The organism is Thermostichus sp. OS-CIW-33 (assembly GCF_054059615.1).
Genome location: NZ_JBSSCH010000001.1, coordinates 231400 through 256481, shown reverse-complemented (window position 1 = coordinate 256481; position 25082 = coordinate 231400). Strand labels below are relative to the sequence as shown.

Here is a 25082-nt window from a genome sequence, read left to right as displayed (position 1 = left end):
ATGGTCTATTCTTGATCCTGTTGTCGGGTTTGTGGCTGGAGTGGAGCCCACCTCTCCTCTTTCTAGGCTGATCTACGGAGAACCATGTTTAGCAAAGCTTTTTCTTTTCAGAAGGTGTTTGCGCCAGCGCGTCGTCGGTTGCTTGTCCTGCTGTTGGCTGCGTTGATGGCTGGGTTTGGCTGGGGTCTGGCTCCAGTGTTTGCAGCTAGGGATATTCCTGCAGTGGCTCTGTCGCCAACTGAGTCTATTACCTTTACCGAAGCCCAGTTGGCCAAAGGGAAGAAGCTATTCAACACCGCATGCGCCCAGTGCCATGTGGGCGGCCAGACCTATCCCAACCCGGATGTGAGCTTGAAGCTTTCGGATCTGGAGGGGGCAACTCCCCCACGGGATAATGTGCTGGCGATTGTGGATTACATCAAGAATCCAGTCACCTATGACGGGGTGGAGTCTCTGTTGGAGTATCACCCCAACACCCAGCTCACCAGTGAGTATCCACGTCTGCGCAACCTCACCGACGAGGATCTGAAGCTGATTGCGGGCTACATTCTGGTGCAGGCCAAGACCGTTCCCGGCTGGGGTGGTACCAAGAACGAAAGCCACAGCGACCTATCAGCCTATCTCTAATGCCGCATCTGGATCAGAAGTTGCCTATGAGATGGCGGATCCCGTCTCGCCTCTGGGCCTGGGTCGGGATCCTAGCTTTGTTGTGGCTGGGGCTGGCCAGTCCGGTGGCTGCCCGCATTGATCCTTACGTGAACCAGTATTTGCGGGTGAGTGGCCCTGTGGAATTGCCTCTAGATGCCGCAGGGCATACCCTCACCTTTACCCCAGAGCAGCTCACGGACGGCAAAAATCGTTTTCAGTCCGCCTGTTTGAATTGTCATGTGGGCGGTGCCACTTTGCCGGCTCCCAACATTTCCCTCTCTTTGAAGGACTTGCGCGGTGCCACTCCACCCCGAGATACCCTTCAAGCCTTGATGGAGTACCAGCGGGATCCCCGCAGCTACGATGGCTCGGATTCTAGCTATGGATGCCGACCTGTACCCCCTTCCTGGATGGACGACGAAGCCCTGAGAAATCTGGCTGCCTTTATTCTCAGAGCGGCTCAGGTTGCCCCTGGCTGGGGATCCAACGATTTGATCGATGCCGGTTAGGGTGTAGCACAAAAGCCACCGTGCTAGGCCCGCCAAGGCGAGCTGCATAGCGGTACGGCAGGGCTTTAGACCCAATTCTTTGGTAAGGGCACCTTCTTTTCGCTTTTCAATGCGCTTCTGGCCGCGCGAACCCATCTTTGCCCAAGAGAAGCAGAGGAGAACTGAGCAGATCAGGGGTGAGCGAATAGCCAACCAATCCTCAAAAAGGAAGGCAATTGTATACTCGTTTCAGCTTGGGGTGAGATGCCTGGGCTACTGAGAAAAACCTTTTGGATCCCTTGCATTATTGCTCCGCAACGCTATTGCTCCGCAACGCTGACGCGAAGACGCGACCAAGGTTTTAGGTGTGGGTGCAGTGTCCTGGTTTGAATCAAGATGACCCTAAAAACTCTTCCCTGAACTCCCCTCTCCCTCTGGGAGAAGGGTTTAGGGGTGAGGGTTGACGGCTTTCAAGATTGAAAAAGGCGGGAATAGAGCTGTTGGTGGACTTGACAATCGCGTTCTTGTAGGAGGGTGAAGCTGCCCAAAGCCGGCCAGCTGGGGGAGAGGTTTGGCCTTTCGGCCCGCTTCACAACCGGCAGGATCTCTTGGTGTACCACTGCCTCGATGGGCTCGTACAACTGAGCCAATAGGCTTTGCCCCTCGGTATGCCCCAAAGGTACCAGACGCACCGCTGCCGAGACCAGCCCAGTGAGGGAGGAGAACAAGAAGGCACGCAGGGTATCTTCCAACCCAATGCCCGCCTGAGCGCAGATCCAGCCAAACACCACGGAATGATGCAGTGGATCCCCCTCTGCCTTGGGGACAGAGATTCCCCAGGTGCGTTCTGCCAGTTGAGCTAGGCGTTTCCCCAAATCTAGGCTGGCTTGGCGCGGCTCTGCCGCCCAACGGGTTGCTTGCAGCTGTTGCTGCAGCTTCTCCACTCCCGACTCGGATCCCAATCGGGATAGACGATGGGCCAAGGCACAGGCTCTGCCCTCGGTGGGGGCTAAGCCCATGTGCAAAACCCCCAACAGGTACTGCTGCACCCCAGCCCGATCGCGAAGTTGACCCGCTTGAACGGCAGCTTCCAAGCCCCAGGAGTGGGAATAAGCCCCAATCGGCAGGGCAGAATCGGTGAGCTGTAGCAACAGATAGAAAGTGCCGCTGGATCCTGGAGAAGTAAGTTGGGAGGAGAGCTCACCACGCATCTTCACCAAGCCTTAGCGGGGGCGGATCAGGCCATAGCCGCCATGGTTGCGGACGTAGATAACGTTGATCTCGCCATTTTCGATATTGCGGAAAACGTAGAAGTCGTGATCCACCAGCTCCAACTGGTGCAACGCTTCCTGAACCGTCATGGGTGGCATGGCGAAGTATTTGGTGCGCACCACCTCTGCGGGTAACTCCGCTTGCCGTTCCGTATTTAGCGGATCGGTGACGGGCTGCTGGGCCACTGCCACGGAGGTTTTGGGGGTGTGGCGGACGCGGTGAATGCCGTTCCGTTCTTTGTATTTGCGCAACTTGCGGGCCAGCTTGTCGGCCACACGGTCGATGCTGGCATAGAGGTTTTCGCTGCTTTCTTCCGCCCGGATCACGGTGCCATTGGCGTAGACGGTCACTTCGGCAGATTGGCTGGCACTGATACGGGGGTTGCGGGCTACCGATAGATTGACATCAACCTCACTGGTGATCTGGGCAAAATGACTGACAGCACGCTCAATTTTTTCTTGAACGTAGCTGCGGATGGCGTCGGTAATCTCGACGTTTTTCCCTTGGATCACAAGCTTAGTCATGAGGACTCTCCCAGTCATGTCGGTTTATACCTGAGATAGCGCCTCATCCCCACCCGGGATCCCTCTAACTCTGGAAAGCGATCCCAGCTCACAGGCGACGTCAGCCCTTTAATTGGCAAAAATGGAGCCCTGTCATCAAGGGTGAGCAGATCGGCTTTGGGAGTGGCACTAACCTCTTGGGTTAAGTCTAGGTTAACATCTCGCTCAAGGATCTCTGCCAGAGGTTAAGAATAAATTTAGGCTCTCTTAATGTTTCAGAGATGTTGAATTGATGTTGAATTCCAGATTTTCCCGAATCGCAGGAGCTCTGTAGAGAAGCGGGATCCCCGCCCTGCAAGACATGCACTTCTATTGGCTGTGTTGAGTGTCTTTGGGAAAGGTTTTTTAGAGTTTAAGTTGCAAGTTCCTCAGTCAAAAGCCAAATCTATCATCAAACTCATAGACAGATCTAGCCTGCTAAAAATCTTCCTGAGCTGGATTTTGAGTTGGTTAAACAATGTCTCTAACTCTGACCTGTTTTTGAGAGACTGAAGGTGGGCCCTATTGCCCATAAGCTCGGCAATCCAGATGCTTCAGCTTTCCTCCAGGGTATGTTGGTATTATCCTACAGCCTAGCAGCATCTTGATTGGATAGTCATTGACAGCAAAAATGAAGGGATATTGATATAAATTAAGCTTTTTATCGATTTTTTATCAATATGAGGCTTTCGACTTGAGAGATGGTGTTGTTGTCGGTATTAGCTTTGACAAGCCTGTTGTTCACTGTTCCATGCTGTAAGGTTTCTATCGGAGAGCTACATAAGTACATAAGAACTTGGAACTCGGTTCTGCCGCTGCAGTCACCTTGAGGAGCGGTGGGGAGAAGGCCAACTCTTTCCGGGGTGGCTGAAATGCTACCCTCGAAACCAGCTTGGTGTGCAAAAGGTGGGGCAGACTGGGTGGGCGGAGGGATCCCGTTGAAGGCGGCAGAGCTTTTAGACAGAGCAGAAGAGGCTCTACAGGAGCAGTTTCAGGCGGTGGAGAAGACCCTCAGAGAGAACCTGGCGCGGGTGTTGCGGGCCTTTCGCGAGCAGCGGGTGGGATCCCATCACTTTGCCGGGGTGTCGGGGTATGGCCACGACGACCAGGGGCGGCAGGTTTTGGATCGGGTGTTTGCCCAGATTATGGGCTGTGAGGCAGCGGTGGTGCGGCTGCAGATGGTGTCTGGTACCCATGCCATCGCCTGTGCTTTGTTTGGGGTGCTGCGTCCGGGGGATGAGCTGCTGAGCATTACCGGCCCCCCCTACGACACCCTTGAGGAGGTCATCGGCCTGCGGGGTTCCGGGCGGGGATCCCTACGGGAGTTTGGCATCGGTTACCGCCAGTTGGATTTGCGGGAGGGAACTGTCGATTGGCAGGCCCTGAAAACCGCCCTCAGACCGCAAACCCGCTTGGTTCACATTCAGCGGTCCTGTGGCTACGATTGGCGGCCCAGCTTTTCCATTGCCCAGATTGCCGAGATGATCCAAATGGTCAAAGCGCAAAACCCCGAAGTTGTCGTTTTTGTGGACAATTGCTACGGCGAATTTGTGGAAACCCAGGAGCCAACCCATGTGGGCGCAGATCTGATTGCCGGATCCCTGATCAAAAATCCGGGGGGCACCCTCGTTCCCGCAGGGGGCTATGTGGCCGGGCGGGCAGAGCTGGTGGAGCAAGCCGCTTGTCGGTTAACGGCTCCGGGCATTGGTTCGGAGGGGGGGGCAACTCTAGATCTCAACCGCCTTCTGTTTCAAGGCTTGTTCTTGGCCCCGCAGATGGTGGCCGAAGCGGTGAAGATCGCCCATCTGGCGGCGCAGGTGTTTTCTGATCTGGGCTACCCGGTCTCGCCTCTGCCTCAAGCTCCTCGCACCGATATCATCCAGGCCATTCAATTGGGATCCCCGCAAAAGCTGCAGGCCTTTTGCCACGCCATTCAAAACAGTTCTCCTGTGGATTCCTACCTCACCCCAGTTCCGGAGGTGATGCCCGGTTATGCAGACCCGGTGGTGATGGCAGCAGGCACCTTTATTGCCGGGAGCAGCGCCGAGCTGTCTGCCGATGGGCCGATGCGGGATCCCTACACCGTCTACTTGCAGGGGGGAACCCATCTCTACCATGGGCGGCTGGCCCTGGAAGCCGTCTTGCAAGCTTGGGAAACCCTGTAGGCCAACAGTTTGCTCTCGGCTGAAACAGCAAGGAAGGGGCAAGCCAACAACCTCAAAACTCAGCACGAAGTTGGCAGAAGTTGTCGTCTCTGACCAACTTTTCGCTCAATCAATCAGGGGGTAGGATCAGTCTACAGTTGCCATTCTTTAGGGATCCCTTCCGATGTTGAGCTGGTATCGTTCTTGCGCATCTCCTCGCCGTTGGGGATCCCGTTTGACTCTGGCTCTGGTGGCATTGGGGTTGGCCGGCGGCTGTCGGCTGCTGGATCGGGTGGGAGAGAGCGGCTTGCCGGTGGGATCTGCGCTGACCCGTTCTGCTCTGTGGAGAGGCAGCCAAACCGTGACGGGAGCGCTGGAGGTGGGAGATCAAGTCAGCCGCCAGTACGGCAGCTTTTGGGATGGGATCCCCGTCACCGCTGAGCCGGGACAGATTTTGATTGCGGCCCTAGAGAGCGAAGATTTTGATGCTTATCTGGAGCTGGTGGACGGTCAAGGGCGGGTGATTGGCTTTGACGATGACTCTGGCCTGGATGTGAATGCCCTGTTGGCAGTGCGTCTGCCGGAGGGAGGCACCTATACCCTGCGGGCCACCAGCTTTGAGCCGGAATCCACCGGCAACTACCGGCTCACCTATATCCTCACCCAGGTAGATTGGCAGGAAAGCCTATCGGGCCGTCTGCAGGAGGGATCCCTTCAGCATCCCGAGGATGGCAGTTGGATGGACGAATATCCCATTGCCGCCCGCGCCGGCCAGATCCTGATCGCTTCCATGACCAGCTCCGATTTCGATGCCTTTTTGCAGCTGCTGGATCCCAGTGGAGAAGTCAGGGCTTGGGATGATGACCAAGGGGGTGGAACCGATGCTCTGATGATTGCCTTTCTGCCCCGCACCGGCACTTATACCCTGCGGGCCAACACCCATAAGCCACGAGAAGAAGGAGCCTATAGGTTACAGTACGCCTTGCGCTAGCCCCTGCTCGCCCAGATTCCCTGTCTTACAGCTTGGATAAGGGGGCTTGTGAACCTTCTAATGCTGATGTCGAGATTTTGACAGGAATCATCGTTTTTTAACGCCTAATGTTGATATATGTCAGGAGTTGCCAGTTTACCTTCCTAAGATCCTCACAAAGCCAGAAGGGGCACTGCTTGCTGAGCTTTGTGGGAAAGCATAACGTCTTATCCTAAGTTGTGACGGAGCTGAAATATTGTCCTCGGGGATGAGGTCTTTTTTCTAGAATCGAATCGATGGCCTAGACCATTCTTTTGCAGTTCAGCCCCTATCTCCACAAAATGGATGCCATGACTCCTGAAATGGTACGCCAGTTTTGGTCTTTGGTCAGCGAGATTGGCAGGCCAGATTGGCTCACAAAGCGTGACGATGACTTGGTGAACCTGCTTCTGAGCGCCTGTCAGAAAAAACACGCCCTCAGCAGTGTCGATGCCTCAATTCTCAATCGCTACATCAGCATTCGCTTGCCCTTGATTCGCGATATCCTCGTGGATTAAACCTAGAGAGGACAAGGTTTTCCCATCATGCTGGCCGCACAAATCACCTTGCTGGTCTACGGGGCACTGCTTTTGGTGGGCGGAGCAATCGGCTATAGCAAAGGCAAAAGCTCCAAGTCTCTCATCGGGGGGCTGGTTGGGGCTGCCCTCAGCGGAGTCAGCTATGGGCTGCTGGGGGTGGATCCCCGCTGGGGGCTGGGCTTGGGCCTGGGGACGACAGTGCTGGGATCTATCGTATTCGCCCTGCGCTACCGCAAAACCCGAACGTTAATGCCTGCCGGCTTGATGTTCATCCTCAGCTTGGGAGCAGCTGTCCTTCTGGGACTTAGCTTTGGAGCGGCCTAGGCGACTTCTGGTTGCGCCGGTGGGGTGAAGTTTGTTGAACATTCGATGTAGTCAATTTCGATGTAGTCAATTTTCAGCTCTCGGCCCGAGCGAATCTCTTCCATCGGGGATCCACAGTTGGGGCAAGCATAGCGCCGGCCTATTTCTGGCTTGTATTCTTGGCCGCAGGGATGGCAATAGGCAATGAGCGGCGTTTCCCGGATGACCAACTGGGATCCCTGTAGGAAAGTACCCTGGGTTTGTGCGGCATAGGCAAAGGTTAGGCTGGCCGGCTCTACACAGGTAAACTGTCCCACCACCAGGTGCACCCGAGCAATCTGAGGCTGTCCCGGCTGACTTTGCCACCAGTCACGTAGTGTTTGGATCAAGGCGCGGGTCATGTCGGTCTCGTGCATCTCTTACCTCCAGTCGCCGGCCATTTCTGGCGTCGCCTCCGGGTGGATGTAGGCGGGCTTCTCTCGGCGCGGCAGTTGCCCAGATACCACCAAATGGGCCAGCGTATCGCAAATAACTCGGGTGGCCATTAGAGCTGTGATATCGCTAATGTCGTAGGGGGGAGAGACTTCCACCACCTCCAGGCCACAGATCGGTGCTTCCCGCACAATGCGCTTGAGCAAGTAGAGCGCTTCCCGCGGCAGCAGCCCACCCGGCTCTGGCCAGCCTGTACCGGGTACAAAGCCGGCATCGATGCAGTCGATATCGAAGCTGATGTACACACAATCGGTGCCGTCTAGGGCTTTTTCGAGGGCGAAATCGGCGGCTGCATCCAAGCCCATTTCGGTGATGTCGGTAACGGTGAGGATGTGGGTGGCCCGCTCCCGGCACACCTTCACCCCTTGCCGTGGCACTTGCCAGCCGCCAATGCCCAGTTGCGCCAGGTTGTGGGCCGGTGCGTTGCGGATGTTGGTGGCATGAAACCAAGGCTAAGCCTCGACTCATTGTTGCCAGCCGGATAGGGAAAGCCTCGCTTCCTTGGCCAAAGCCGCTTGGGCTTCGGTGGAAAAGCCGTTATTTGCGTTCGATTCGGTGGTCATGGCTGGGATCCCCCATTAGGTGGTGTATTCGGCGTTGATGCGCACGTAGTCGTAGCTGAGATCGCAGCCCCAGGCCACGCCCTGGCCGGATCCCTGATGGAGATCCACGGTAAAGGTCACCGGATCCCCTTTCAAGTACTCAGAGGCTGCCTTGCGATCGAAAGCCAGGGGCATTCCCGCCTGCATGAGCAGAAAATCCCCCAGACGGATATCCAACCGGCGGCTGTCGAAGGGGATCCCGGCTCGGCCGGCGGCGGCTGCCACCCGTCCCCAGTTGGGATCGTTGCCAAAAGCTGCCGCCTTCACCAAGGGAGAGCTGGCGATCACACGGGCCATATGCCGGGCTGCCCCATCATCCACAGCCCCACACACCCGAATTTCCAGCAGCTTGGTAGCTCCTTCCCCATCGCGGGCAATGGCCTTAGCCAGATGAATGCAAACTTGGTTGACCATCTCCGCCAAAGTCTGGGCAGCTTCTGTGCCGGCTTGCAGGGTTGGGATCCCACTTTGGCCGTTGGCCAGAGCCAAGAGCATGTCGTTGGTGCTGGTATCCCCATCCACCGTGATTTGGTTAAAGCTGAGGTCAGCAGCTTGCTTGAGGATCTGCTGCCACAGGCGGGGATCCACAGCCGCGTCGCAGGTTAAAAAAGCCAGCATCGTGGCCAAGTTGGGGTGGATCATGCCGGATCCCTTGGCAATGCCCCCGACCCTGACGGTGTACCCGTCGATCTCAGCTTGCAGGGCAACGCTTTTGGTCACCAAGTCGGTGGTGATGATGGCGCGGGCGGCGCTCTCCCCCCCCTCTGGAGAGAGGCTGTCGATAAGGCCAGGCAGGGCTGCTTGGATTTTCGGCATTTCCAGTTGTCGCCCGATGACCCCTGTGGAGGCCGTGAGCACCTGATGGGCCGGGATCCCCAACCGTTCTGCCACCCAGAGGGCCAGTTGGGCGTTGTTGCGCTCCCCTTCTTCGCCGGTACAGGCATTGGCTTGCCCGGCATTGCAGAGGATGGCCCGCACCGGCTGCTGTTGGGCGAGGATCCCTTGGTTGTAGGTAACACAGGCTGCTTTGACCTGATTGGTGGTAAAAACGCCTGCCCCAACCGCATCGCACTCGGAAACGATCAAAGCCAGATCCGCAGCTCCTGAGGGCTTGAGGCCAGCGGCCACTCCAGCGGCTCGAAATCCTCGCGGGGCTGTAACAGCACCTGCAACCGGTTTAAATGGGGATCCCATGTGTTCCTTGGCCAGAGGGTGGTCGGCAACATCATACCGACTTGCTGCTCCGATTTGGGTCATCGCAAGCTTTCCGTGAGAAACTCTCTGGAAACCGGTTCTGAGGGAAAGAGTTGTAGTTACGCCTACCAAGCAGAGGCGGCAGAGAGGGTTATTTTGAAAGTGTGTGCTTCCTCTGCTCCGGGAATTGCCAGCCATGCCCACCCCTGTCATTACCCTCAACCATGTCAGCAAGGTCTATTCCAATGGCACGGTGGCTTTGCAGGACATGAATATGACCATCCAAGAAGGGCAGTTCGTTAGCTTGGTGGGGCCATCCGGCTGTGGGAAAAGCACAGTGCTACGGTTGGTGGCAGGTCTGGGGCATCTGACCACAGGCTCTATCGAATGGGGGCAAAATCTTGAGAAGGATGCTCCCCAAGGGGAACCCAAGTTGGCCTTTGTGTTTCAGGAACCGGCCCTTATGCCTTGGGCGACGGTGATGGACAATGTGGGGCTACCCTTAAAGTTGGCAGGTGAGCCCAAGCCAAAAGCCAATCGAGATGTCTTGGAAGCTCTGCAACGGGTGGGCCTGCGGGGGTTTGAGCGCAGTTTTCCCCGCGAGCTATCGGGCGGCATGCGCATGCGGGTTTCCATTGCTCGCGCCCTGGTAACCAAGCCGCAGGTGTTGCTGATGGATGAACCCTTCGGAGCTCTGGATGAAATCACCCGCAGCAAGTTGAACAGCGACCTGTTGGAGCTGTGGCAAGAAAAGCGCTGGACGGTGATCTTTGTTACCCACAACATTTACGAGGCCGTCTACCTGTCCAACCGCGTGGTGGTGATGGCGGCTCGCCCAGGGCGGGTGATAGCCGATATTCCCATCGATGCGCCCTATCCCCGCTCGGAAGACTTTCGCACCTCTTCCCTTTACAACAACTACTGCCGTGAAGTGTCGGCCCGTCTGCACGAGGCCATGCACGGCTCAGCTCAGGATCCCCCCTATTTGCGCCCCCTCTCTGCTGGACGTTTGCGCTGATGGGATCCCTGGCTTAGCGGTGTTCTCTCTGTTGCGTAAGTCCCTTGATGCCCCAACCTCACGATATGTTCGACCTGTTTGTCCAGCTTCTCGAGCCATGGCGCCGTTGGCTGGGATCCCTTGTTGGCTTGGGGGAGAGCTGGCCTCTCCATTGGCCAGATTGGTCTCTGCCCAAGCTGACCGGCGCAGTTGGAGAAAAACTCGGATCCCAACCCACGGATGAGGCAGACATACCGAGTGCCGGCTCAGGGGTGCCTGCAAAGGGGTTGAATCTGGGCCGTTGGTTCAACCTGGAAGTGATTGCCCCCCTTATCGTCGGGATCCTCTTCTTGGTGGGCTGGGAAGTGGCGGTGCGGGTAACGGGAGTGCCCCACTACCTCTTGCCGGGGCCGATTTTGGTGGTGCAAACCCTCATCCGCGACTGGGGAACGCTTTTTCCTTCCCTGTTGATCACTGTGCAAATTACGGTGGTGGCCTTTTTGGCTGCCACAGTATCGGGGCTTTTGGTCGCGATTGTGTTCACCCAGAGCAAGTGGATCGAGCGCAGCTTTTTCCCCTATGCGGTGATTTTACAGACGATGCCCATTGTCTCCATCGCCCCGCTGATCATCATTTGGCTGCGCAACAACACCTTTGCCGCGATGGTGGTGTGCGCCTGGATTGTGGCTTTTTTCCCGATTCTTTCCAACACCACTCTGGGGCTGAACAGCGTCGATCACAACCTGCTCAACCTGTTCCAACTGTACAAGGCCAACCGCTGGCAAACGTTGATCTACTTGCGGCTACCCAGTGCCATGCCCTATTTCATGGGGGGCCTGCGCATCAGCGGTGGCCTCTCTTTGATTGGGGCGGTGGTGGCGGAGTTTGTCGCTGGTACTGGCGGGCAGCGGGCCGGGATCGCCTACCAGATCTTGATCTCCAGCTTCAACCTGCAGGTGCCCCGCATGTTTGCGGCCTTGATCTTGGTCACCGGCTTGGGGATCCTGATCTTTATTTCCTTAAGTGCTCTATCCGACAGGGTGTTGGGCAAGTGGCATGAGAGCGCTGTGCGCCGAGAGAACTGAAAAATTGAACTTTGGTGAAAATTAGGGCCCCCTCTCTAACATCTAGGGTCATTTGGATTCAAACTAGGACGCTGCACCCACCCCTAAAACGTTGAACGCACGCGGCCAAAGGCTTTTCTCAATAGCTCAGGCGCCTCACTCTAACCTGAAACGACTAAGTGCCTTGAATAGGAGCAGGTGAAAGGCGTCTTCTGGAAAAGCCCAGAGATATCGCTGCGCTTGCTGTCGGCGGCTATCTCAGATGCTATTTTTGGGTTGCTATCGGAGGGGGATGAACTCAGTGCGGCCAATGATTTGCTGGCCTTGATCCGAGAGCGCGTAGTTGATGAAATCGGCCACCACAGGGCTAGTCCTCTGAGGTGCCACCAAAAACACATTCCGCGCCAAGGGGTAGCTGCCCCTCTGGATGGCCTCACGGGTGGGCATCTGGCCGTCGATGGGCACAATCCGCACCGTTTGCTGGTTTTGCACCTGATCGACAGTGCTGTAGGTGATGCCATCTTCTCCCAAAGCCCGCAGCAGCGGGGTGGTGACATCTTCTGTGGCGGTGGTGAAGTAGGGAGGGTTATCGGGAGCAAAGGGCGACCCCAATAACACCAGCTCTTGGAAAACGCTGTAGGTGCCGCTCTGGGGGGCGCGATTGAGGACCCGAATCCGCCGATCCGGGCCGCCCACCTGGCTCCAATTGGTGATCCGACCCTGGAAGATATCGGCCAATTGCTGCAGCGTCAGTCCTCCTTTGTAGGGGTTGTTCACCCCCACCGCCACCGCCAGGGCATCTTTGGCCACCGGGATCGCCTGTAGACCCGCCTGCACTTCGCTGGCATTGAGGGGGCGGGAGCTAGCGGCCATCTGGATGCGACCTTCCATCAGGGCCTTCAGGCCGGCATTGGATCCATTGGGCTTGCCATCCGGGATCCCATAGGTGAGGGGAATGCCGGGGTTGCGCTGGGTGTAGCCTCCCTTCAGGGCCAAGACGAGCCGGATCATCGTGACGCTGCCATCCATCTGGAGCACTGCTGGGTTGGGCAGAGAAGTATCCAGATTAACGGCGTTGGCAGGCGGGTTGGGTACCTGGGCCTGAGGGGGGTTGGGCGCTGTTGGGGGTTGGGGCTGGGCAGCTGGAATCTGGCTGGGGATAGGAGGCGTGTTCTCTCTATTCAGGAATGAGTCCAACAGGCCGGAACGATAGGCATACCAGCCGCCGCCTCCCAGTATCGCGAACAAAAGAATGTAAACGATTGGAGGTGGGCCGGAAGGTCGTGCAGTCATGGGATCCCCCCTAAAGAAAATTCACGATCCAGACTTTTGAGACTTCCCCCTCTGTTGTATCAGCTATCCACGCAGATTGGGTGAGCGACAGGTCAAGGCATATCTATCCGCCCATGGCAGCCTCTCGTCCCACCTCGCGCAGCTCGATCACATCCGCACGGGGATCCGCCTGCACAACTTCCAACTCGATCCAAGCCCCCAGAGGAATCTGGCGTTCTAGGCGCACCGGCACCCGAAAGGCAATCTCATCCAGCATGGCCAACACCAAGTTTTCCTGCTCGCGCAGGTAGCCCAAGACCAGAGCCCGCCAAATTTGCCCCGGTCGCAGGCGCAGGTATTCGATGCTCCAATAGCGCTTGGATTTCCGCTCCACCTGGTTGGCCTCAGCGGTGCCCGGCTCAATCCCCAGCAGCAGCTGCTGCACATCCGCCTCCGTCAACGGCAAGGGATCCCCGCGCAAAAAGGCCTTGATCTGGTAGTGGGCCACCAAGTCCAGGTAGCGCCGAATCGGGGAGGTAACCTGACAGTAGGCCTCAAGCCCCAGCCCTGTATGTCGCCCCGGCTGGGTGGCTACTTCCGCCCGCGATAGACAGCGCATGATGGCAAAAGACCGAACCGGCCCCTGAGGGTACCTATCCAGCACTTCGGGTGGGGGTAAGTCGGGAGCCGGCTGCAGACGATAGGGCACCGGGATCCCATTTTGGCTGGCGAAGCGAGCCGCCACCTCGCCGGTGAGCACCATCATTTCCGCCACCATCTGCCGCGCAGGAGTATCCTCGATCACCCGGAGGTGGGGGATCTCGTCGATGACCTTGATATCTTGCTCGGGCAAGCCAATTTGGATTGCCCCTTGAGCCATCCGCCAGGCATAACGCCACTGGGCTGCCCGGGCAATGGCTGTCAGTTGAGCCTCTGCCCCCAACTCCAACATTTCATCGGCATCTTCGTAGGTGAGGCGGTAGGTCACTTTGATCTGGCTGAGGCAAATTTCGAAATCCCGGATCTGGCCGTCGGATCCCAGTAGAATGCCAAAGCTGAGGGCGGGCCGCACCTCTCCCTGCACCAAGCTCATCGGGCCAGTGGACAACTCCGGTGGGAACATCGGGATCACCCGCTCCGGCAAATAGACACTGGTGCCACGCTTGCGGGCTTCCAAATCGAGGGGATCCCCCCACTGCACCCAACAACTGGGATCGGCAATGTGGATCCAGAGCTTCACCGCGTCATCCGACCAGAACTCGACGCTGAGGGCATCGTCAATGTCGCGGGTGCTGGCATCATCGATGGTGTAGGTGTGGAGGTGGGTGAGATCCTGCCGCAGGTGGGGATCCCAGAAAGAGGGAGGCTGGCTGAGCAGGGCTTGGGTGTATCGCTCCACCGCCTTCGGGAACTGGGTTGGGATCCCGGTGAGGCGCAGGGCCAGGTTCTCGTGGCGGCTCCACAGCCCCAGAGCCACCAAAGCCTCAAAGGCCCCCTGCGGAGTGTCAGGAAACCCCATCAGCTCCAGCAGTTGCGAGGCCCGTTCCCGATCCGACGGGTTGAGATTGGAAGAGAGATCCTCGTGGCTGCGAATGGCTGCTGCTGCTCCCTGCAGGGCCAGGCGCTCCAGCAACTCCAAACGGGCCCGCTCGGCAGGAGTCCAGGGATACCCTTGACCGGGATGAGCCAGAGCCTCCCGCAGGTGGGCCTCAAACTCTGCTTGTTCCTGCTGCCGTTGTTGGGCGACGGCCATTTGATGGAGGATCTCCTTCACCTGAGCCGGAGTGCGGGGTTCGTAGCTTTCCCCCTTTTGCTTGAAGTAGGTGCGATCCTCGCTCAAGAGGCGGTAGGCGGCATAGGTGGAGACCGGGGAATCATCAGAAAACAACAGCCGAGCCATCTCCGCCAAGCTCAGGGGCTGACGCTCCTCCTGCACCAGTTCCCAGGCCAACGCCAAACTTTCGGGATCCAACTTTGCCTGCACCGCCTGCCAAAAGCCGGGAATGTCGGAAGCCGTGAAGCTGGATCCCCCGTTCAAAGCAAAGGTAATCTGGCGAGGGTGAACACTATGAACCTGCCCGGAAGGCACCCCCAGCAGTAGGTTCTTCTTGCCCTCGGTGCCCTGAACCACTGCCAACACACGGTCGTTATTGTAACGAAACTCCACCAGTGTGCCCTTTTCCACCCGTTCTCCTTATGTCGGCTGTTGTTAGATCGCAGGCTCTCTTCTATTCTCCACCAGCTCTGCCCGCCTGCCTATGTGGAGACCCGCGCCAGAAGGCATACGGCCACTTGAACGGTTAACAGACATTCGACACATGGGTACTTAGGTATATAGGTTTATGACATATAGACATACGAGATACAAGGTAGATTACGGCCATGTATTGGACACTGCGATTCCAAGGCACAGGCAAGTTCTGCCAAGTTCGTGGGATGAGGTTACCAACTAGGGCTCCTAAATTGCGTAGAGATACTGTTGCCAGTGTTTCCCGGACATGTATTTTCACTTCCATGTGTGATATCCTAGATGCTAGGGGTAGGGCACAGTTATCATGGATCGCTGACTGATCTAGCAACCAAGAAGGTAGCATTCAGGGGTTGTTTCCCTTCCGTGAAGGTCATCGAAACAGAAAGCTCTCCCCCGAAGTTTCTTAGTGCTTTTTAGCACTCGCAAGGTCTTAGTGCTTTTTAGCACTCGCAAGGTTAGCCGTGGACAATCCAAAGCGACTGTTGCTCATCGATGACGATCCGAACTTGATCCTTCTGGCTAAGGATTACCTGGAGTTTCGCGGCTATGAGGTGGTGGCGGCGAGCAACGGTCTGGAGGGGTTGGAAGCAATGCGCCAGTTCACTCCAGACCTGATCATCTGCGATGTGATGATGCCAGAGATGGATGGCTACACCTTCGTGGAAACCATTCGCTCCAACAGTGCGACGGACTGGATACCGGTCATTTTTCTATCGGCGCGTGGGCAAACGGCAGATCGGGTGCGCGGCCTGAACACAGGGGCAGACGTTTACATGGTCAAGCCCTTTGAGCCGGAAGAATTGGTGGCGCAGGTGGAATCTTCTCTCAAACATACCGAGCGCCTGTTACAAGTGCAGAATGTGGGCATTCAGCCGGTCATAAAACTGGATCGGGAAATTGAACTTACGCCAACGGAAACCAAGGTGATCCAGTACGTGGCCAGGGGCATGTCCAACCGCGAGATTGCCGAAACTCTTGGGGTGAGCCAGCGCACCGTTGAAAGCCACGTCAGCAACATGCTGGGCAAAACCGGCCTGCACAACCGCACAGAACTGGCCCGCTGGGCGATAGAAAGTGGTCTGGGCAAAAAATCGTTGTAATTCCCGCCACCCCTTTCAACGGCTGGAGAACTCTATCTCCTCGGCGCGATTGGAGATAGGGTAGTGATCGCACTTGAAGGGCAAGGTAACTGGGGTGGGCAAGTCTTTTCAAAAATTGGCGGGGGAGGATCTGCTGGCCTTGCCCCAACGTACATTGGCCGCCGATTTTCACTGCGTTACCCAAAAACTGGGTCTAAAGCCCCGTCCTTCCAGGACAGTTTTTGCCTTGTTGTTGTCATTTTAAACAGGAATGAAACATTTCCGTTGCATTGCTTCCTAGCTCCTTTCTCCCTCTGGGACAGGATCTAAAGGTGATTGTGGAAGCGGCGTGGAACGTTTGGGCAGCAGCGGGGGTGTCTCAATCTAGTTTGAAATGACTATAGACCTGCAATGATATAGACCTGCAATGAAATAAACCCATGCTGGTCAGGGAAGCCAAACTCCTCAACGCCGCTCCAGCGCCATACCAAGCCTTGGATGAGGCCCTGCCCAGTTTGTCCGCAACCAATGCTTGCGTCACTGGATGGATGAGCGTGGTGTCAACAAAGCTGCCTTGTACTCCCGATGCAATGTTAACTTGGCAACTGGGATGGGTTTCCCCGCAAGGCTTCCAGGAAGGCAAATACTGCAGGCGGATGCAGCGCAGAGGCCAGAACGGCAGCCCCGATCACCCGCTCCAGTGGGATCGGCAGCCGACGGATCTGGATCCCTTCGGGAATGGGGATGGCGGCCAAGCGGGGCAAGATGGCAGCCCCCAGACCCTGTGCCACCATGTTCACAATGGTGGAGTCTTCCTTCACCAAGTAGGCCACCTTGAGGGTTTGGTGAGCGGCTTCCCAGTGGTTCCGCACCGCGGTGGTGCATTCGGCGTAGTTGTAGAGAATGTAGGAAAAACGGGAAAGATCCTCCCAGGTCAGGGTTTCCGGCAGGGGCCCAAAACTCAGCGGAACCAACACAATGAACTCATCGCGGGCAATCTCCCACGTCTGTAGATCCTCACCAGCCCGCGGCAGGGGCAACAGGCCAATATCCACCTGGCCTGATCGCAACAGATGTTCGACAGTGGCCGGATCTTCTTCTGTGAGGGTGAGGGTAATCTGCGGAAATTGTTGGCGGAAGCGGGCGATCACCGGTGGCAACAAATGAGTTGCAGCACTGCGAAAAGCGGCAACCCGCACATTTCCCCCCCGCAACCCTTTTTCCAGGTTGGCCTCATAATCCATTTGTTCCCGCAGTTGCAGCATTTTGCGGACATGGCGCAGCAGTCGCTCTCCCACCGGGGTTAGGCGCGCCCCAAAGCGACCGCGCACCAGTAGAGTCACCCCCAATTCTTCCTCTAGGCTGGCAATGGCCCGGCTCACCGCCGACTGGGAAATGTGCAATTGCAGAGCGGCATCGCTGAAATTCCCCCGCTCTACCACAGCCACCAGGGTTTGCAGTTGCGAGATGTTCATGGATCCCATCTATTCGATCTGCGCATAGATGTGATGCTATCTCAGGTTTGAACCCTCCGCCGCGCCTGACTAAACTACGACATAGCTTCCCCTTCACACTGCGAAACAGCGGGAAACAGTGTGAAATCATCTTTATCTTCCTGTCGTTGGTCAAGTGTCCCTATGTCGAGATCCATGTTTGCCCTATTGCCTTTCCATCAATTTCGAGATACTCCCGGCGTGCGTTTTTTTGACATCACGGTTGCGCGATCCAACGCCCGCGATTTGGTTTACCACGATGGGCCGGCCATCAGTCCCCCCAATAATCCGCAGGGCTATTGGCAGTTTTATATGCATCCACACCAAGAGGACAACCTACTGGCTCTATGGGGCGGACGGACGTTTTACCTGGTGAATTTTAGCTGGAGGGATCCCTTCCATATTGTGCGCCTGGAAGCGAATCGAGGTATTTTGCGCATTCCTCCCGGCACTTTTCACCGTTCCGTCTCCGATCCAGAGGGATCCATTGTGTTGAACCAGGCGGTGCGCGACGAAAAAGCCATCTTGGAAAAAGAATTTCGCATCTACGACAGCAGCCGCATCCCCCGATTGCTGCAGGTGACCTCGGCGCCTGCACCTTTGCCCCGCATTTGTGCCTGAGGGCAACCCAATCATCCTCCCCCGTTCCCTTAACCTAGCCGCGAGTCAATCGAGGCTCGCAAGTGGGCAGCAGCCTGTGTGAGCTGTGCCGAGGGAATGGACACTGTGGGGTCGAAGGGATGCCCTGGTGGGTTGGCTGTGGCCAGAGGCTCAGCCCTCTTTGGGGATCCCTGCAGGTGAAAACTGAAGCTAGAGTAAAGATGGGTGCTGGGGGATCGACCAATGCTCTCTCTGGAGCGCAAGGGCATAGCGGATAGCTCGCTCAATTTGGCGGAGTACATCGACCACACGCTGCTGTTGCCGATGGTTACTCCAGAACAGATTGACCAGGGGTGTGAGATTGCCTTGCGCTATGGCTTCCCCACTTTTTGTGTTCCTCCTTGCTACGTGCCGCGGGTGGTGGAGCGGCTGCACGGATCCCCGGTCAAGGTGAGCACGGTGGTGGGGTTTCCCCTGGGCACAACCACTGCAGAGGCCAAGCTTTACGAGGCCCAACTGGCGGTGGAGCAGGGGTGCCGGGAGCTGGATGTCCGCATCAACTTGGCTTGGCTCAAGGCGGGAGAGCTGGATCGCCTCCATGCCGAGATTGCCCAACTGGTGGAAGAAACGGGGGTTTGCGTCAAGGCCATTTTGGAAACGGCTCTGCTGACCGAGGAGGAGAAAAAGCTGGCCGGGGAGATTTGTATCGATGCGGGGGCGGCTTTTTTGATGACCTCCACCGGCTGGATGGGGGGGGCGACGCTGGCAGATGTGCAACTGTTGTGGCAACTCAGCCGCGGTAAAGTGGGGGTGAAAGCGTCGGGCGGCATTCGCACAGTGGCTCAAGCAGAGGCCATGATCCAGGCGGGGGCCAGCCGTATTGGCACCTCTTGGGGGCTGGAGCTGATGCAAGAGCTGAAAGCCAGAGGAACCCCATGAGTGGCCGCACCTACCGGGTTACGGGCATCAACCTGAAAGGGATCCCCCTGGGAGAGTCGGATCGGATTGTTACCATCTTGACCCGCGAGCAAGGGTTGATCCGGGCGGTGGCCAAGGGATCCCGTAAGCAGCCTTCCAAGCTGGGCGGGCGGATGGAGCCTTTTGTCATCAACGATTTGCTGATGGTGCGGGGGCGCTGGTCTGCCCAAACAGAGACTTCCCAGCGTTTACAGCGCATTGTCCAAGCGGAAACCCTCCAGACTTTTCCTCGTCTCAGCCGCAGCTTAGCCCATCTCACAGCAGCGCAGTATTTGGCGGAGGTGGCCTTGCTGTTGGCCTTGCCCGATCAAGCCCAGGAAGAGCTGTTTGTGGTGTTGGTCGAACACTTGGAACGCATCGAGCGGGCTGCTTCGGAACAGGCCGTTCTGCCCTTGCTCACCCATGGGTTGTATCACCTCCTGGCGTTGGCAGGGTTTGCCCCTCAGGTACAAGCCTGCTACTTCTGTCAAGGGGGGTTGGTCGACGGCGTTTTTTTCAGCCCCCAATGGGGTGGCTTGGTCTGTGATCCCTGCCGGGTGGCCCAGCGGCCCAGCCCAATTGCCTGGGTCTCCGCTTCTGCCTTACGTGCCTTGGGATCCCTGCCCAACTCGACACTGCCTCTGCCTGAGGATTCGCTGCCTTTGGCTGCTTGGCTGGAGGCAGAACGTCTGTTGCGGCGTGTTTTGGAGCATCATACAGATCGAGAAATCCGTTCCGCCGAGCTATTGGCCAGTTGCTACGCTGTTCCCACCGCAAACGGCCAGGGATCCCCAGCTTTTCCTGAGGGACATCCCAAAACATGGGCATCGGCCTGAAAAAGTTGTGAAGGTATGTATCAAGTCCGGCCCAATAGCCGCAAAATAGAGCATCGAGGCGGGTTGGCAGCCGATTTTGGATGATAAATTAGGTTATGGAAAGTAACTTCTTACGAAGGCCTCTCAGGTTTGAGCAATGTTTTTTGGGGAGGAGTGCCTTGCACCAGGTACTGGACAGCATCATCAGGTGGGATTGAAGTTGGAGCTTTTAACAAGATTGAATCCACTGCCGAGAGGGCCTTCTGTTTTGTGCTTGTTTCCCGGAGCTGCATCCCTGAGGTGCGGCTTTGGTTAATTGCAGATGATTGCTTGTGAGTGTTCAATTTCCTCGGTGAGTCTGCCCAACTGAGGAGCAGCCCCTGAGGTTCCTGCATCCGCCCAACTCAAGATAGCGCCCACCTCAGTTCTTTTTCAGATTTCTCTTTTACCGAGTACCGTTAGAAGTTCAGGAGTTGCAGCACCGTGGAAGCACAGCGTAAGGAACGGATTCTGGTGGTCGATGATGAGGCCAGCATTCGACGCATCTTGGAAACCCGTCTGTCCATGATCGGATACGACGTGGTCACAGCTTCGGACGGCGAGGAGGCGCTGGAGGTTTTCCACAAGCAGGATCCCGACCTGGTGGTGCTGGATGTGATGATGCCGAAGCTGGATGGCTATGGGGTCTGCCAGGAGCTGCGCAAAGAATCGGACATCCCCATCATCATGCTGACGGCGCTGGGAGATGTAGCCGACCGTATCACAGGGCTGGAGCTGGGGGCAGACGACTATGTGGTCAAGCCCTTTTCGCCCAAGGAGCTGGAAGCTCGCATTCGGTCGGTGTTGCGACGGGTGGCGCGGTCGGCCCACGATGGGATCCCCAGTTCCGGGGTGATTCAAGTGGGGGACATCCGCATCGATACCAACAAGCGGCAGGTCTACAAACGGGACGAACGCATTCGCCTGACGGGGATGGAGTTTAGTCTGCTGGAGCTGCTGGTCAGTCGGTCGGGGGAGCCTTTTTCTCGTTCCGAGATTTTGCAAGAGGTGTGGGGCTACACGCCGGAGCGCCATGTGGATACGCGGGTGGTGGATGTCCACATTTCGCGGCTGCGGGCCAAGCTGGAGGATGACCCCAGCAACCCAGAGCTGATCCTGACGGCCCGAGGCACCGGCTATCTGTTTCAGCGCATCGTTCAGGGAGAGGAACAGGCACGGCCTTGAGAGGGGATCCCTCGCAACCTCTCTTCAAGAGCGGCCTGCACCCGCCTCAACACGCCAACCCAGTCTCCCGGTGTGTCTTGTCGAAACAGTCGCATTACCCCGGGGTACCAGGGGCTATCTTCTCGATGGAGCAGCCAGCGCCAATCGGCGGCAAAGGGGAGCAGCACCCATACCGGCTTGCCCATCGCCCCGGCCAAATGAGCAACGGCTGTATCAACGCTGATCACCAGATCCAACTGGGCAACGGCTGCGGCTGTATCGACAAAACTGCGGAAACGGGATCCCAGCTCCACCACCTGGTACTGCTCCAATAAGGCTCCCACCGGGTGAGGACTCTGTCCGAGTGGCGCGGACAGATCTTCCCCCACCTGCAGGCTAACCCACTGGATGGAAGGCACATGCAAGTGCTGGAGCAGCAGATCCAGAGGACAACTTTTCAGCCTTTGTACGCGGTTGAGCTCAGGATGGGCACGCCGACCGCTGGCCCACACCAGCCCCACCTTCATCCGCTCCTGGGAAAGCTCCGGCCAGTCTTCCCGCCAGGAGAGGCTCAAAGGGATCTGCGGCCCGCCGGCATGAACGGGATAGACAAGATAGGGGATGCGGGCCGGGATCGTCTCCAGAGTGGTGCCCAACCGCTGCGGCAAGCTGAGCAAGGGCAGATGGCAATCGAAAGAGGGCAAGGGATCCGTTTCCGAGATCACCTGCACCTGGGGAAGGGGGAAGCACCCTCTGAACAGCTCCACGAGGGATTCCTGGCAGCGAAGGCAGATTTGCGCTTGGGGATGGGCCTCGGCCAGCAGCGGCAAGTAGCGCACAAACTGAATCGTGTCCCCCAACCCTTGTTCGGCGCAGATCAGCAGGGTCTGATGGCTCAGGGGGGATCCCGTCCACAGAGGCGAAAGAAAGCGCGGGTAGGCCGCCTCTTGTCGCTGCAGCCGCCATTCGTATTCCCGCCACCCCTCCTCGTAGCGGCCCAGGGTAAGCAAAGCCGTGCCCAGGTTGTAGTGGATCTCCGGCCAGTGGGGGGCCAACTGCAAGCTGCGCCGATAGGCTTCAATGGCCGCTTCCAACCGGTTTTGTTCCTGCAAGATGGTGCCCAGGTTGTTGTGAGGCTGGGCATCCCTCGGCAACAGCGAGATGGCCCGTTGCAGACAATCGGCGGCCTCCTCCAAGCGATCTTGCAGGTGCAGGCAGTGGCCGAGGTTAACGAGAATTCGCCCCTCCTGGGGTGCAAGGGCGAGAGCTTGGCGAAACCAACTTTCCGCTTCCCCAGCTTGGCCATCAAGCATCAGGGCATTCCCCAAAGCTGCCAAGGCATAGACCTGGGGAGGCTGGGCTGCTGCTGCCTGTTGCAACACCTCAATTGCCTGGGCCAATTTCCCCAGGGTGAGCCAACAACTGCCCAATCGGAAAAGCAATTGCCCATCACCGGGGGCAAAGGCCAGGCCCTGTTCGTAGGCTCGCGCCGCTTCCTCTGGGTTGCCGAGCTGCATCCAGGCATCGCCCAGATCCTGCCAGGCCGGCACCCAATCCCCCCGCAGGTGCAGAGCCAGTTGCAAGGGGGTCAAAGCTTGGCGGGGATCCCCCATCTGGAGATAAAGGGATCCCAGCAACGCCTGAGCAGCGAACAAACGCGGCTGGGTGCGGGTAAGCTGCCGGCAGAGGTGCAGAGCAGTCTTCAGATCCCCCGCCTGTCGGTAGCGTTGAACCCACGTCAGAGCCGCCTGCGAAGAGGATGGGATCTCGGATCCCCGCTCTGGATCCTGTGACTCAGTCGCTTGCCGGTTGTCTTTTCCTCGCCCAAAGCCCCGTGGCACGTCTTTGCCTCTTTTGAGATCCCTTTCACTTCTTAGCCCCCTCCCCCCAGTGTCCAAATGACAGCGGTGGGACAGGATCCCTACCCAGGCTAACAAAAGGTTCCCACTGCCCCGGTTTTCACGGGCCATCCTTGGGGCTCAGTTGCGGCGAAACAGGCTGTCCAAGTAGATGCGCGCCGCCCGCCGGTCGCTCTCCCCGCTTTGGAGCAGGAATAACGAGAGCGCTGCCGTCACCACCCGATCCTGATCCCAGTCGGGATGGCGAGAGAGGTAGTTTTTGAGGGTGTCATGCAGCTCCTCGGGAATTTCGCTCAAAATGCTGACGCTGTGAGAACTCATAGTCCAACCACTCACTCGGGGTCAAGAGGGGAGAAAACGGCATCCCGCAAAACCTGCGGCCACAGCCAGAACTTGGGCAGCCCGAACAGAGCGAGCCCGCAACACCAAAACCCAACCTAGGTAGGCTAGGGGCCTCAGCAGGCCCGCAAGAAGAAAAGCAAGCGATATAGGTTCATAGCTTGCCCCTATCCCGGCGGATGGGAGGGAGGGCATTCACAACTGTTCCTAAGCCTGTCGTGGGCCGTAGAACAGATGAAGTCTTTTCTTTCTAAGGAGAGCGCTCGGGAAAATCTCCACACCACTCACCCTCAGGTGGGGCTATTCTGCCCTCTGCCCTATGGGGGGTGTCAATCCCAAGTCAGGGATCCAACCGGACAAAAGCCTGCCATTGGCCTTGATGGGATGGGAAAAAATGGCGCGATCCCGTTACGTTTCTCAGGGTGTAGTCGCCTGAACCTTACCCACCTCAACTTTTCCACAGAAACCCCCGATGCCGCCCCCCGAGGAAAAAGCCCTGTGGAAAACGGCCCGCCCGCCTGTGGAAAGCCTGGGGAAAACCTGTGGATTTCTGGGAAATCTGAATTTGTCCAAAAATTTTTGTGTTTGTATAGAGCATTTCTCAGGGCCACTCGACTCGGTAGCGCAAAAACAGCTCCTTGGAGCCACGGCGGCATTCCAGCAGCTCCAACTGGGGCGGGGATCCCTGCACTTGCCAACCCTCAATGCTGGCAGGGGCATCGGCGTATCCACTCAGCAGCACCGGAGCGAGGGTAACCCACAGCTCATCCAAGGCTCCTGCCTGCAGAAATGCCCCCAAAAGCCGCCCCCCACCCAACAACCCCACCCGTTCAATGCCCAAGCTGCGCAGGCGCGCCAGCCGTGCCGGCAGATCCCAATCGGCAGCCACCCAGATATCCTCAAAGCCGGTTCGGTTCTGCCAAATTTGGGATCCCTTGGGAGTTGTCCACAGCCAACGGGTGAGGGGCTGGCGAAAAAACGGCAAATCCTCAGGAATATCTCCGCTGCCAGAGCAGATGATCGTCAGAGGCTGGGGGGATAGGCCCTGAGCGGTTCTGCGTTGGATCAACTCGGGATCCCGAATACGCAGACTGGTGCCGTAGGCCCGCAGAGTGGCTGCCCCCATGATCAAAGCCTGTTGCTGAGCAGCTTGGGTTTCCAAATGCCGATAGTCCTCAGGGCTGCTGAAGGAGGGCCTCTGCGCTCGGTGGGCTGCGATCTTTCCATCCAAGCTCTGGGCGAAGATGGCAACCAAGTGGGGACGATTCAAAGGCAAGATCGCTGGGAAAGGGTGGGCAAACCCCACAAATTGACCAGAATAGAGTCAGGCATCGCCGGGGGAACCGTGGCACAGACTGTTGTGCCGGTCACCAGCTCGCCCATGCGGAACGGATATGTTAGGAACATTTCAATCATCCACCATCCGGGTTGAAGTCGAGGCCAGTGCATCGACCGTGCAGCGCTGTCTGACAGAGGTGGGATTGTTGCAGCAGTGGATCTGGCCCCAGCAACTGCAGGGATCCCTTCCCGAAAGGCTGGAGCTGGGCAGCACCTTTGCGGCCCAATGGGGCCCCCTCTCGATCATGCACCAGGTGGAAACCCTGCTGCCGGAACGGCTGCGCCTGCTGATGTGGGGAGGAGCCGATGGCTACTGTGACTGGCTGTGGGGGAACGGCTGGGTGCAGTTGCGGGTAGAGGCCGTCTCTCTCCTGCCCTTGGGCTTGGGACAATTGCTGATGCTGCGGCGGCTGCAACAGTTTGCCCAAAGCCAAGAACAGCGCCCCTCTTAGGACTTAAAAAGCGACCTTCCGGCAAAATCCGTGGATCCTCGGCTTGACAAAATGCGTTTCGGTTGCAGCATGCTACTTCTCTAAGGATTTTCCACTACGATAGTTGTAGCAGAGCTTACTCTTCCCGTCC

24 protein-coding genes and 1 pseudogene are annotated in these 25082 nt (G+C 57.5%); 14 read left to right on the top strand and 11 right to left on the bottom strand.

Features of this window, described 5'->3' with window-relative positions:
* The first annotated feature begins 84 nt into the window (after positions 1 to 84).
* Both psbV and psbV2 read left to right on the top strand, forming a co-directional pair.
* Positions 85 to 627, top strand: coding sequence for a photosystem II cytochrome c-550 (gene psbV, locus ACVWZG_RS01310; protein ID WP_011434097.1), 543 nt, complete (start codon positions 85 to 87; stop codon positions 625 to 627).
* 26 nt (positions 628 to 653) lie between these two features.
* The gene (gene psbV2 / locus ACVWZG_RS01305; protein ID WP_414380910.1) at positions 654 to 1157 is read left to right on the top strand and encodes a photosystem II cytochrome PsbV2; all 504 of its coding nucleotides are present in this window, start codon (positions 654 to 656) and stop codon (positions 1155 to 1157) included.
* A 449-nt stretch (positions 1158 to 1606) separates the two neighbouring features.
* Here the strand turns inward: psbV2 and ACVWZG_RS01300 are convergent, their stop codons facing one another.
* The gene (locus tag ACVWZG_RS01300) at positions 1607 to 2347 is read right to left on the bottom strand and encodes an urease accessory protein UreF (protein WP_148202769.1); all 741 of its coding nucleotides are present in this window, start codon (positions 2345 to 2347) and stop codon (positions 1607 to 1609) included.
* Between the two features lie 12 nt (positions 2348 to 2359).
* Entirely contained in the window at positions 2360 to 2932 is a 573-nt protein-coding gene (gene hpf / locus ACVWZG_RS01295) for a ribosome hibernation-promoting factor, HPF/YfiA family (RefSeq protein WP_011434101.1), read from the bottom strand.
* A 956-nt stretch (positions 2933 to 3888) separates the two neighbouring features.
* On the opposite strand from hpf, the gene ACVWZG_RS01290 reads away from it, so the two are divergent.
* The 4 genes from ACVWZG_RS01290 (at position 3889) to ACVWZG_RS01275 (ending at position 6966) form a co-directional block, all read left to right on the top strand.
* Positions 3889 to 5115 carry a methionine gamma-lyase family protein gene (locus ACVWZG_RS01290; protein WP_457404992.1) on the top strand — a complete coding sequence of 409 codons (1227 nt, stop codon included), beginning with the start codon at positions 3889 to 3891 and terminating at the stop codon, positions 5113 to 5115.
* 163 nt (positions 5116 to 5278) lie between these two features.
* The gene (locus ACVWZG_RS01285; RefSeq protein WP_457404947.1) at positions 5279 to 6085 is read left to right on the top strand and encodes a PPC domain-containing protein; all 807 of its coding nucleotides are present in this window, start codon (positions 5279 to 5281) and stop codon (positions 6083 to 6085) included.
* A 329-nt stretch (positions 6086 to 6414) separates the two neighbouring features.
* Positions 6415 to 6621: a hypothetical protein gene (locus ACVWZG_RS01280; RefSeq protein WP_238376795.1), complete on the top strand. Its 207-nt coding sequence runs from the start codon at positions 6415 to 6417 to the stop codon at positions 6619 to 6621.
* A gap of 27 nt (positions 6622 to 6648) precedes the next feature.
* Complete coding sequence (locus ACVWZG_RS01275) at positions 6649 to 6966, top strand: TMEM14 family protein (protein ID WP_011434105.1); 318 nt, start codon at positions 6649 to 6651, stop codon at positions 6964 to 6966.
* Here the strand turns inward: ACVWZG_RS01275 and hypA are convergent.
* The 3 genes and pseudogenes from hypA to argJ all read right to left on the bottom strand — a co-directional run bounded on the left by hypA (position 6963) and on the right by argJ (position 9233).
* Positions 6963 to 7361, bottom strand: a complete 399-nt coding sequence (gene hypA / locus ACVWZG_RS01270; RefSeq protein ID WP_011434106.1) for a hydrogenase maturation nickel metallochaperone HypA — start codon at positions 7359 to 7361, stop codon at positions 6963 to 6965. The genes ACVWZG_RS01275 and hypA overlap by 4 nt on opposite strands.
* A 3-nt stretch (positions 7362 to 7364) precedes the next feature.
* Positions 7365 to 7889: pseudogene (locus ACVWZG_RS01265) on the bottom strand (arginase family protein); the annotation flags it as partial.
* Positions 7890 to 8015: 126 nt separating this feature from the next.
* The gene (gene argJ / locus ACVWZG_RS01260; RefSeq protein WP_414412793.1) at positions 8016 to 9233 is read right to left on the bottom strand and encodes a bifunctional glutamate N-acetyltransferase/amino-acid acetyltransferase ArgJ; all 1218 of its coding nucleotides are present in this window, start codon (positions 9231 to 9233) and stop codon (positions 8016 to 8018) included.
* 196 nt (positions 9234 to 9429) lie between these two features.
* Between argJ and ACVWZG_RS01255 the strand changes: the two genes are divergently transcribed.
* Both ACVWZG_RS01255 and ACVWZG_RS01250 read left to right on the top strand, forming a co-directional pair.
* Positions 9430 to 10251: an ABC transporter ATP-binding protein gene (locus tag ACVWZG_RS01255; RefSeq protein WP_457404945.1), complete on the top strand. Its 822-nt coding sequence runs from the start codon at positions 9430 to 9432 to the stop codon at positions 10249 to 10251.
* 266 nt (positions 10252 to 10517) lie between these two features.
* Positions 10518 to 11315: an ABC transporter permease gene (locus tag ACVWZG_RS01250; protein ID WP_457404989.1), complete on the top strand. Its 798-nt coding sequence runs from the start codon at positions 10518 to 10520 to the stop codon at positions 11313 to 11315.
* Positions 11316 to 11573: 258 nt separating this feature from the next.
* Here ACVWZG_RS01250 and ACVWZG_RS01245 read toward each other — a convergent pair whose 3' ends face one another.
* Both ACVWZG_RS01245 and ACVWZG_RS01240 read right to left on the bottom strand, forming a co-directional pair.
* On the bottom strand, positions 11574 to 12587 hold the full coding sequence (locus tag ACVWZG_RS01245; protein ID WP_457404942.1) for a phosphate ABC transporter substrate-binding protein: 1014 nt from the start codon (positions 12585 to 12587) through the stop codon (positions 11574 to 11576).
* A gap of 103 nt (positions 12588 to 12690) precedes the next feature.
* Positions 12691 to 14751 carry a ribonuclease catalytic domain-containing protein gene (locus tag ACVWZG_RS01240; protein WP_457404941.1) on the bottom strand — a complete coding sequence of 687 codons (2061 nt, stop codon included), beginning with the start codon at positions 14749 to 14751 and terminating at the stop codon, positions 12691 to 12693.
* Positions 14752 to 15278: 527 nt separating this feature from the next.
* On the opposite strand from ACVWZG_RS01240, the gene ACVWZG_RS01235 reads away from it, so the two are divergent.
* Complete coding sequence (locus ACVWZG_RS01235) at positions 15279 to 15917, top strand: response regulator transcription factor (protein WP_457404939.1); 639 nt, start codon at positions 15279 to 15281, stop codon at positions 15915 to 15917.
* 572 nt (positions 15918 to 16489) lie between these two features.
* Here the strand turns inward: ACVWZG_RS01235 and ACVWZG_RS01230 are convergent.
* The gene (locus ACVWZG_RS01230; protein WP_011434114.1) at positions 16490 to 17371 is read right to left on the bottom strand and encodes a LysR family transcriptional regulator; all 882 of its coding nucleotides are present in this window, start codon (positions 17369 to 17371) and stop codon (positions 16490 to 16492) included.
* Positions 17372 to 17545: 174 nt separating this feature from the next.
* Between ACVWZG_RS01230 and ACVWZG_RS01225 the strand changes: the two genes are divergently transcribed.
* The 4 genes from ACVWZG_RS01225 (at position 17546) to rpaB (ending at position 20985) form a co-directional block, all read left to right on the top strand.
* The gene (locus ACVWZG_RS01225; protein WP_414343843.1) at positions 17546 to 18010 is read left to right on the top strand and encodes a redox protein; all 465 of its coding nucleotides are present in this window, start codon (positions 17546 to 17548) and stop codon (positions 18008 to 18010) included.
* 222 nt (positions 18011 to 18232) lie between these two features.
* Positions 18233 to 18928 (top strand): deoxyribose-phosphate aldolase, encoded by a 696-nt coding sequence (gene deoC / locus ACVWZG_RS01220; RefSeq protein ID WP_414380898.1) that lies wholly within the window; start codon positions 18233 to 18235, stop codon positions 18926 to 18928.
* Entirely contained in the window at positions 18925 to 19782 is an 858-nt protein-coding gene (recO, locus tag ACVWZG_RS01215; protein WP_457404936.1) for a DNA repair protein RecO, read from the top strand. Before deoC ends, recO begins: the two co-directional genes overlap by 4 nt.
* A 462-nt stretch (positions 19783 to 20244) precedes the next feature.
* Entirely contained in the window at positions 20245 to 20985 is a 741-nt protein-coding gene (rpaB, locus tag ACVWZG_RS01210; protein WP_457404934.1) for a response regulator transcription factor RpaB, read from the top strand.
* Here the strand turns inward: rpaB and ACVWZG_RS01205 are convergent.
* From ACVWZG_RS01205 to ACVWZG_RS01195, 3 genes are all read right to left on the bottom strand, one after another.
* Complete coding sequence (locus ACVWZG_RS01205) at positions 20958 to 22805, bottom strand: tetratricopeptide repeat protein (protein WP_457404932.1); 1848 nt, start codon at positions 22803 to 22805, stop codon at positions 20958 to 20960. The two genes, rpaB and ACVWZG_RS01205, sit on opposite strands and share 28 nt — an antisense overlap.
* 138 nt (positions 22806 to 22943) lie before the next feature.
* Positions 22944 to 23144 carry a DUF2811 domain-containing protein gene (locus ACVWZG_RS01200; protein ID WP_414413207.1) on the bottom strand — a complete coding sequence of 67 codons (201 nt, stop codon included), beginning with the start codon at positions 23142 to 23144 and terminating at the stop codon, positions 22944 to 22946.
* A gap of 619 nt (positions 23145 to 23763) precedes the next feature.
* The gene (locus ACVWZG_RS01195) at positions 23764 to 24432 is read right to left on the bottom strand and encodes a RibD family protein (RefSeq protein WP_414522722.1); all 669 of its coding nucleotides are present in this window, start codon (positions 24430 to 24432) and stop codon (positions 23764 to 23766) included.
* 124 nt (positions 24433 to 24556) lie between these two features.
* On the opposite strand from ACVWZG_RS01195, the gene ACVWZG_RS01190 reads away from it, so the two are divergent.
* Entirely contained in the window at positions 24557 to 24952 is a 396-nt protein-coding gene (locus ACVWZG_RS01190; RefSeq protein WP_414349609.1) for a hypothetical protein, read from the top strand.
* Positions 24953 to 25082 lie beyond the last annotated feature (130 nt).